The 7,823-nt window shown below is 65.2% G+C and carries 9 protein-coding genes and 1 tRNA gene; 4 read left to right on the top strand and 6 right to left on the bottom strand.

Translation table 11 applies throughout. The features are described 5' to 3' along the window. Nucleotides 1-2: 2 nt before the first annotated feature. From AC1DYX_RS01435 to AC1DYX_RS01445, 3 genes are read right to left on the bottom strand one after another with little or no spacing between them, the layout of a single operon-like run. A complete protein-coding gene (locus AC1DYX_RS01435) occupies nt 3-740 on the bottom strand; it encodes an MgtC/SapB family protein (RefSeq protein WP_477255566.1) in 738 nt (245 codons plus the stop codon). 32 nt (nt 741-772) lie between these two features. After that, the gene (locus tag AC1DYX_RS01440) at nt 773-1,033 is read right to left on the bottom strand and encodes a hypothetical protein (RefSeq protein ID WP_198118640.1); all 261 of its coding nucleotides are present in this window, start codon (nt 1,031-1,033) and stop codon (nt 773-775) included. After that, nucleotides 1,034-2,851 (bottom strand): aminopeptidase P family protein, encoded by a 1,818-nt coding sequence (locus AC1DYX_RS01445; RefSeq protein ID WP_477255552.1) that lies wholly within the window; start codon nt 2,849-2,851, stop codon nt 1,034-1,036. Nucleotides 2,852-2,979: 128 nt separating this feature from the next. Here AC1DYX_RS01445 and AC1DYX_RS01450 point away from each other — a divergent pair, with 128 nt between their 5' ends. Beyond that, the gene (locus AC1DYX_RS01450; protein ID WP_477255568.1) at nt 2,980-3,564 is read left to right on the top strand and encodes a hypoxanthine-guanine phosphoribosyltransferase; all 585 of its coding nucleotides are present in this window, start codon (nt 2,980-2,982) and stop codon (nt 3,562-3,564) included. 96 nt (nt 3,565-3,660) lie between these two features. On the opposite strand, the gene AC1DYX_RS01455 is transcribed toward AC1DYX_RS01450, so the two are convergent. Together AC1DYX_RS01455 and AC1DYX_RS01460 are read right to left on the bottom strand one after the other, a co-directional pair. Beyond that, nucleotides 3,661-4,614 (bottom strand): NAD(P)H-dependent flavin oxidoreductase, encoded by a 954-nt coding sequence (locus AC1DYX_RS01455; RefSeq protein ID WP_477255554.1) that lies wholly within the window; start codon nt 4,612-4,614, stop codon nt 3,661-3,663. A gap of 87 nt (nt 4,615-4,701) precedes the next feature. Continuing rightward, nucleotides 4,702-4,911, bottom strand: a complete 210-nt coding sequence (locus tag AC1DYX_RS01460) for a DUF1289 domain-containing protein (protein ID WP_477255556.1) — start codon at nt 4,909-4,911, stop codon at nt 4,702-4,704. A gap of 333 nt (nt 4,912-5,244) precedes the next feature. Here AC1DYX_RS01460 and AC1DYX_RS01465 point away from each other — a divergent pair, with 333 nt between their 5' ends. After that, complete coding sequence (locus tag AC1DYX_RS01465) at nt 5,245-6,384, top strand: extracellular catalytic domain type 1 short-chain-length polyhydroxyalkanoate depolymerase (protein WP_477255558.1); 1,140 nt, start codon at nt 5,245-5,247, stop codon at nt 6,382-6,384. Nucleotides 6,385-6,390: 6 nt separating this feature from the next. Here AC1DYX_RS01465 and AC1DYX_RS01470 read toward each other — a convergent pair whose 3' ends face one another. Continuing rightward, a complete protein-coding gene (locus AC1DYX_RS01470; RefSeq protein ID WP_477255560.1) occupies nt 6,391-6,618 on the bottom strand; it encodes a cysteine-rich CWC family protein in 228 nt (75 codons plus the stop codon). Nucleotides 6,619-6,781: 163 nt separating this feature from the next. On the opposite strand from AC1DYX_RS01470, the gene argB reads away from it, so the two are divergent. After that, the gene (argB, locus tag AC1DYX_RS01475) at nt 6,782-7,711 is read left to right on the top strand and encodes an acetylglutamate kinase (protein WP_477255562.1); all 930 of its coding nucleotides are present in this window, start codon (nt 6,782-6,784) and stop codon (nt 7,709-7,711) included. A gap of 36 nt (nt 7,712-7,747) precedes the next feature. Further along, nucleotides 7,748-7,822, top strand: a tRNA-Thr gene (locus AC1DYX_RS01480). The last annotated feature ends 1 nt before the right edge of the window (nt 7,823 follow it).

Here is a 7,823-nt window from a genome sequence, read left to right on the forward strand (position 1 = left end):
TTTCAGTTGCGTGCATGCGAAAGCTGGAAGCCGTCCACGCCGTCGAACGTCGCCAGCTCGGTGGCGAGCAGCGACAGCGGCGCACCCGGCTTGCCGGCCAGTTCCAGCGCGACGAAATGCCATTCCTGGCAACCGTTCACGCTGGAGATCGTCAGCGAGCCGCCGGCGATCTCGTAGCCGCGCTCCAGCGCCGCCTTGCGCAGCATGTCTTCCTGTGGATAGACGCCGTTCTTGAAGTGCAGCGTCACGGCCACCGCATGGCGCGACGGCAGCAGCCCGACCGCCTTGTTCAGGTAGATCATGATCATCGCCGAAAAGAACGCAAGGCCCATCGCGGCCATATAAAACCCGAGGCCGACGAGGATGCCGATCACGGATGACGACCAGATCGAGGCCGCCGTCGTCAGGCCGCTGATGTTGAAGCCCGAGCGCATGATGACGCCGGCGCCGAGGAAGCCGATGCCGGTCACGACGCCCTGGATCACGCGCGTGGGATCGACGAACGGCACCGAGGCGCCCAGTCCGCCGAACCAGTGGCTCGGATAGCCGCCGACGACGGTCAGCGCGCACGACGCCATGCACACGAGACCATACGTGCGCATGCCGGCCGCGCGGCCATGGTACGAACGCTCATAGCCCACCATCAGGCCCAGCAGCAGCGCGCCGAGCAGGTTCAGGAGGATCAGGCCATTCGTGGCCAGTTCCGAGTGCGACCAGTACGCGCCGATCAGGCTGGGCAAGGTCAGGCCCAGGTCAGGTGTAGCCGGGACACTCAAGGTTTTTTCCTGACCAGCTGTTTTTCGAATTCGACGTCGTGCTTGCTGACGCGTTTGACCTCTTGCGGACCGAGGCCGTTGACGAATGCCACGAAGTCGTCCAGCTCGAGCGGTGCGCACAGCGGCGGCGCGCCCGGTTTCTCGGACAGGAAGAAATGCCCGTCGCCGGTGCGCGCCATCGAGTACGACGTCACGCCGGTGCGCCTCTTGAGCCGCTCGACGGCGGCACTGGCGCGGGTAGAACGTGCACCTGCCATTCAGATCTCCTTCGTGCGCAGTTCGAGCCAGTCGCGCGCGGGGCCGCTCACGTGCGGCAGCAGGCGCGCGCGCACGCTGCGGTGGTAATCGTTCAGCCACGCCGCTTCGTCGCCGCGCAGCAGCGACAGGTCGAGGCAGCGCGTGTCGATCGGGCACAGGGTCAGCGTCTCGAAGCCGAGGAACTCACCAAATTCGCCCTTGTCGACGACGCGCGTCAGCACGAGGTTCTCGATGCGGATGCCCCAGTGGCCGGGGCGGTAGATGCCCGGTTCGTTCGACGTGATCATGCCCGGCTCCATGGCCGTATGCGGCTCCGGCGGCGCCGATGGCGAGATCACCTGCGGGCCTTCGTGCACGTTGAGGAAGTAGCCGACGCCGTGGCCGGTACCGTGGCCGTAATCGATGCCGGCCGCCCAGATCGGCGCACGCGCCAGCGCATCGAGCATCGGGCCTTTCGTACCGCGCGGGAAGCGTGCCATGGACAGCGCGATCATCCCTTTCAGGACCAGCGTGAAGTCCCGCTTCTGCGCGGCGGACGGCGTGCCGACCGGGATGACGCGCGTGATGTCGGTCGTGCCACCCAGGTACTGGCCGCCCGAATCGATCAGCAGCAGGCCGTCGCCCTCGATCACGGCGCACTGGCCGGGCGTGGCGCGGTAGTGCATGATCGCGCCGTTCGCATTGAAGCCGGCGATGGTGCCGAAGCTGGGGCTGACGAAGCCGGGACGGCGTGCGCGCACCGCGGTGATCTGCTCGTCGATGTGGACTTCGTTCAGCGGCGCGCGGTTGGCGTCGGCCAGGGTCGCTTCGAGCCAGGCGAAGAATTCGCASAGCGCGGCGCCATCGTGTTCCATCGTGTCGCGCACGTGGTCCATCTCGGCATCGAGCTTGCGCGACTTGGCGAGCGTCGTCGGATTGATGGCTTCCACGACGCGCACGCCCTGCGGCACGGCGGCGCGCATGCCGGCGGTGACGCGGCGCGGGTCGATCAGCAGCGAGCTGTCGGCCGGGAGCGCCGCCAGCGCATGCTGCGCCTGGTCGTACGGGGCCACGCGCACCCCATCCTCCTGCAGCCGCGCACGGAGAGTGTCATCGATCTTGCCGTCGGCGACGAACAGCGTGGCCCCCGTCGATTCGACCAGCGCATGCGCGAGGAACACGGGATTGAAGCTGACGTCGGCACCGCGCAGGTTGAACAGGTAGGCGATATCGTCGAGGGTCGAGATGAAATGGCGTTCGCCGCCAACGCGCGCCATCGCGTTGCGCGTCGCGTGCAGTTTGTCGGCGCGATCGAGCACGGCATACGGCGCCACGTGCTCATACACGGGCTCCGGCGGCAGGCCGGGGCGGTCCGTCCAGATCTCGTCCAGCAGGTCGAGGTCGGTGCGCAGTTGGATACCGCGCGCGGCCAGCGCATCGCCCAGCAGGCGCGCGACGGCCAGGCCCAGCACGCGGGCGTCGACGGCGACCGTCTGCCCCTCGTCCATGTTGTCGGCCAACCAATCGATGTGCAGCAGGCTTGCGCCGGACGGGGTCTTCATCAGGTTGATGTCGGTGCCCGCCAGTTCCTGCCCGGCCTGCGTGTAATAGCGGCCATCCGTCCAGACGCCGGCGAAGTCGCGCGTCGCGATGAAGGTGCCGACCGAGCCCGTGAACCCGGACAGCCACTCGCGGCCTTTCCAGCGGCCGGGCAGGTATTCGGACAGATGCGGATCGGCGGACGGCACGATGAAGGCATCGACCTGGTGACGCGCCATCGCGGCGCGCAGCTGGGCTAGGCGCTCGGCGCGCACATGGGTGGTGTCGGATGCTGGCATGGGCGGTGTCGTGATTCGGGTTTATCAAATCGGTATGATACGCCGCCCGGAACGCCACATGAACCCAATCTGACGCATAATCGCACACCCGGGGATGCTCCGAATCCTGTAACCGACTCTACATGAACATGCAAGACTTCCATTACACCCGTGCTCGCGCATTGCTGGCCAACGCCGAGGAAATCGTCAGCGCAGACCAGGTCCACGCGGCCGTACGCCACGTCGCCGACGTGCTGAACCAGCGTTTCGACAAGGACGAGGCGGGCGAATTCCCCCTGGTGCTGGGGGTGATGGGTGGCGCGGTGGTGTTCACCGGCCACCTGCTGCCCCAACTGACCTTCCCCCTCGAATTCGATTACATCCACGTCACCCGCTACGGCGACCTGGACCGCGGCGGCGAAGTCGTCTGGAAAGTCATCCCGCGCCAGGACGTCAAGGGCCGCACCATCATCATCGTCGACGACATCCTCGACGAAGGAGAAACGCTGGCCCACGTGAAGCAGCGCCTGCTCGACATGGGCGCGGCCGAGGTGATCCTGGCCGTGTTTGCCGACAAGGAACTCAGCAAAGTGAAACCGGTGTATGCGGACATCGTCGGTCTGACGGTGCCGAACCAGTTCGTCGTCGGGTTCGGCATGGACGCGCACGGCTACTGGCGCAACCTGCCCGGTTTGTGGGTGATCCGCGACGCAGACAAGGTAATGCAGGCGTAGGGTGGGCACCCCTGTGCCCACGCGTAACGTTCGCGTCACGTTGACGTTCTGTGCCCACGCGTAACGTTCGCGTCACGTTGACGTTCTGTGCCCACCCTACAGTCCCAGCCGCTCGCGGGCGGCCTGGTACTGCTGCTTCAGGCGTTCCACCATTTCGGCGACGGTCGGCACGTCGTCCATCAGGCCCACGCCCTGGCCCGCGCCCCAGATATCGCGCCACGCCTTGGCGCTGCCCGAACCGAAACTCATCTTGCTCTTGTCCGACACCGGCAGGTTGTCCGGATCGAGCCCGGCCGCCATGATCGATTTCTTCAGGTAATTGCCGTGCACGCCCGTGAACAAATTCGTATAGACGACGTCCGCCGCCGACGATTCCACGATCGCGCTGCGGTAGGCATCGGTGACGTTCGATTCGCGCGTGGCCAGGAAGCGCGAGCCGATGTAGGCGAAGTCGGCGCCCATCGCCTGCGCGGCGAGGATGGCGTCGCCCGTGGCGATCGAGCCGGACAGCGCGATCGGCCCGTCGAAGAATTTGCGCACCTCACCCACCAGCGCGAACGGCGACAGCGCGCCCGCATGGCCGCCGGCGCCGGCCGCGACGAGGATCAGGCCGTCGACACCCGCTTCCAGTGCCTTTTCGGCATGACGGATCGAGATCACGTCGTGCAGCACGATGCCGCCATAAGCGTGCACGGCATCCAGCATTTCCGGCGGCGGCGCGCGCAGCGACGAGATGATGATGGGCACCTGGTGTCTTACGCACACGGCCACGTCGTGCTCCAGGCGGTCGTTCGACTGGTGCACGATCTGGTTGACGGCGATCGGCCCGACCTTCTGGTCCGGATGCGCTTCCTGGTAGTCGGCCAATTCGCGCTGGAGGTCCGTCAGCCACGTGTCGAGCAGCTCGGCCGGACGTGCGTTGAGCGCCGGAAAGGAACCGACGATGCCCGCCTTGCATTGCGCGGCCACGAGCGCGGGACCGCTGGCGATGAACATCGGCGACGCGATGACGGGAAGAGACAGGTCTTGCAGGACGGGAGGCAGCGCCATGGGTTTCTCGCGATTAGTTGATCGGACCCGAGCGATTATGAATCAGAAAAGCACGACCGTACTAGATTTTTGTTTCTAAATTTATTGTCAGTCGAAAGCGATGTCCGCCTCGCGCCGGCGGATCGCTGCCCATACGGTGCGTTTATAGGCGTCGTCGGCACGGCCCCAGGCGACGATCTCGTCGATGGTGCGCAAACACCCCTCGCACAGGCCGGTTACGGGCGACATCTTGCACACGTTGATGCAGGGAGAAGGTACCGGGGTTTGTTGTTCCGGTCGAAGACGTACGTCGTTCATTCCGTTCCCTGCGCGATCTTGATTACAAGCATGTCGGGGTGAAATGTGGCATCGTGGTAAAGCTGCGGCACGATTGCGTGCGCGAGTACCGTGTAGCGCCACTGGAAGCGTGGGCCGGGCTGGAATGTAGGACACATGGGCGGCAGATTACCGTATCCGGACGAATCGCGCTTGACCGACAAACCCATCCGCGTAGACTTTGACTCGTCCGTTGGGTGCGTTGCACGTACCGCAAATGTAAGGTTGGCGCAAGCTTAGCCATCAAGACTGAACTCGATCGATGCCTCAGCCACGCGCAACCGGCATTGCCGACACACCCCACAAGGAGTGCCGATGTCCCTGAATCAAAAATTCCTGGCGCAAGTGCGCGCCGCCACACGATCCCTGTTGCGCCGCGGGCCTGCCGTCGCGCGCACCGTCATGGAGGAGTCCGTCAAGAATGTCAACGCCATGCAGGCCGCGGCCGTCGAAAGCGCGGAGAGCCTGACGCCGCCGCCACCGCCGCCGCCACCACCCGCGTCGAACCAGTCCAGCTACGACGCCGTGTCCGACATGCTGGCCGACCTGTCCCGCGTCAGCCTGGAAAACAATCCGTTCATTGCGACACCCCTGTCGACCGGCTCGGCCACCGTCGACCTGTCCGGCCACTTCGTCGACGCGAGCTATACGAACGAGGCCGGCACCCGCGACTACAAGCTCTATGTTCCCGGCAGCTATGCCGGCCAGGCGGTGCCGCTGGTCGTGATGCTGCACGGCTGCACCCAGCATCCCGAGGACTTCGCGCTCGGCACCGGCATGAACCAGCTGGCCGAGGAATACGGCTGCCTCGTCGCGTATCCGGCCCAGTCGCAGCTGGCGAATGCGTCGCGCTGCTGGAACTGGTTCAGCGCGGCGGACCAGCAGCGCGACCAGGGCGAACCTTCCATCATCGCGGGACTCACGCGCGATATCATGGCGCGCCATGCGATCGATCCGGCCCGGGTGTTCGTCGCGGGCCTGTCGGCCGGCGGCGCCATGGCCGCCATCATGGGCACGCTGTATCCGGACCTGTACGCGGCCGTCGGCGTCCACTCCGGCCTGCCGTTCGCGGCAGCCAACGACCTGCCGTCAGCGCTGGCCGCGATGAAGGGCGATTTCCGCTCGCACCACAAGCCGGGCAAGTCGCTGCCGATCATCGTCTTCCACGGCGACCGCGACACGACCGTGCACCCGGCCAATGGCGACGAGTTGATCAAGCGGCGCCGGCGTCATCCTGCCGAAGACATCGTGGTCGAACCGGGTACCGTGCCGGATGGCCACGCCTATACGCGCACGGTGCACCGCAAGCCTGACGGCAGCATCCACGCGGAACACTGGGTGATCCATGGTTCCGGTCACGCCTGGTCCGGTGGCGATACGCGCGGCACTTATACGGACGGCAGAGGGCCGAACGCGAGCCGCGAAATGATGCGCTTCTTCCGCACGGCGCGCTGACCGCGGTCACGCGGGCGGCGTGTCGTCGTCGGGGCCGGCCGGCGTGGGAGGCGCCGCCACGGGTTGTTGCGCGATATGCTGCGCCAGGCAGGCCGGGCACCAGCATCCGGCCGCCTCGTCCGCCGGCGGCAGCGCGACCACGGGCGGCAGGCGCGTGCACCAGCACGGTGCACCATCGTTGCCGTCGACCATGGCGCAGCCGAACGCGGCGCCGCAGCGTGTGCAGAGACTCATGCGCTGCCTCCGGCGCCGGGTTGGCAGATGAAAGATTGCCGTCGTGTATCCATATGTCTAACCTTAACGGCGAGCACCAGAAAATACAACATGAAGCCTCTATAATGCTCACTGCGGCGGGCTATTGCCTGTAAAATCTCGCAAATTCTTTTCCGGACCCCCAATGAACGCTACGCTGACCACTTTGACGGGCGAAGACCAGAACAATGACCTGACTGCGGTCTCGCCGCAGATCAAGGCGCAGATCCTGGCCGAAGCACTTCCCTACATCCGCAATTTCCACGGCAAGACCATCGTCATCAAGTACGGCGGCAATGCGATGACCGACGAACGCCTGAAGCACGGCTTCGCGCGCGACGTCATCCTGCTGAAGCTGGTCGGCATGAACCCGGTCGTGGTGCACGGCGGCGGTCCGCAGATCGACAACGCGCTGAAGAAGATCGGCAAGCAGGGCACGTTCGTGCAGGGCATGCGCATCACCGACGAAGAAACCATGGAAGTGGTGGAGTGGGTGCTGGGCGGCGAAGTCCAGCAGGACATCGTCATGCTGATCAACCACTACGGTGGCCAGGCCGTGGGCCTGACCGGCAAGGACGGCGGCCTGATCCGCGCACGCAAGATGGCGATGCCGGACAAGGACAAGCCGGGCGAATTCCTCGACATCGGTTTCGTCGGCGAGATCGAAGCGATCAACCCGGCCGTCGTGAAAGCCCTGCAGGATGACGCCTTCATCCCGATCATTTCGCCGATCGGTTTCGGCCAGGACGGCCAGGCCTACAACATCAATGCCGACGTCGTCGCCGGCAAGATCGCGGAAATCCTGAAGGCCGAAAAGCTGATCATGATGACCAATATCGCCGGCGTGCAGGACAAGAACGGCAACCTCGTGACCGACCTGTCGGCGCGCGAGATCGACGAGATGTTCGCGGACGGCACGATCTCGGGCGGCATGCTGCCGAAGATCTCGTCGGCGCTGGACGCCGCCAAGTCGGGCGTGAACACCGTGCACATCATCGATGGCCGCATCGAGCACTCGTTGTTGCTGGAAGTCTTGACCGAACAGGCTTTTGGCACTATGATCCGGTCGCACTGAAATTCTGTGGCGTCTTACGGCGCCACTGAAATCACTGCCCTTGTAGCTCAGTGGTAGAGCACTCCCTTGGTAAGGGAGAGGCCACGTGTTCAATCCACGTCAAGGGCACCAG

The sequence above is a fragment of the Massilia sp. P2_C2 genome, from assembly GCF_056404615.1.

Excerpts from the sequence above, each read along its gene's own strand:
- argB (WP_477255562.1), top strand. The coding sequence starts at position 6,782 with ATGAACGCTACGCTGACCACTTTGACGGGCGAAGACCAGAACAATGAC.
- AC1DYX_RS01470 (WP_477255560.1), bottom strand. The coding sequence starts at position 6,618 with ATGAGTCTCTGCACACGCTGCGGCGCCGCGTTCGGCTGCGCCATGGTC.
- AC1DYX_RS01465 (WP_477255558.1), top strand. The coding sequence starts at position 5,245 with ATGTCCCTGAATCAAAAATTCCTGGCGCAAGTGCGCGCCGCCACACGA.
- AC1DYX_RS01460 (WP_477255556.1), bottom strand. The coding sequence starts at position 4,911 with ATGAACGACGTACGTCTTCGACCGGAACAACAAACCCCGGTACCTTCT.
- AC1DYX_RS01455 (WP_477255554.1), bottom strand. The coding sequence starts at position 4,614 with ATGGCGCTGCCTCCCGTCCTGCAAGACCTGTCTCTTCCCGTCATCGCG.
- AC1DYX_RS01440 (WP_198118640.1), bottom strand. The coding sequence starts at position 1,033 with ATGGCAGGTGCACGTTCTACCCGCGCCAGTGCCGCCGTCGAGCGGCTC.
- AC1DYX_RS01450 (WP_477255568.1), top strand. The coding sequence starts at position 2,980 with ATGCAAGACTTCCATTACACCCGTGCTCGCGCATTGCTGGCCAACGCC.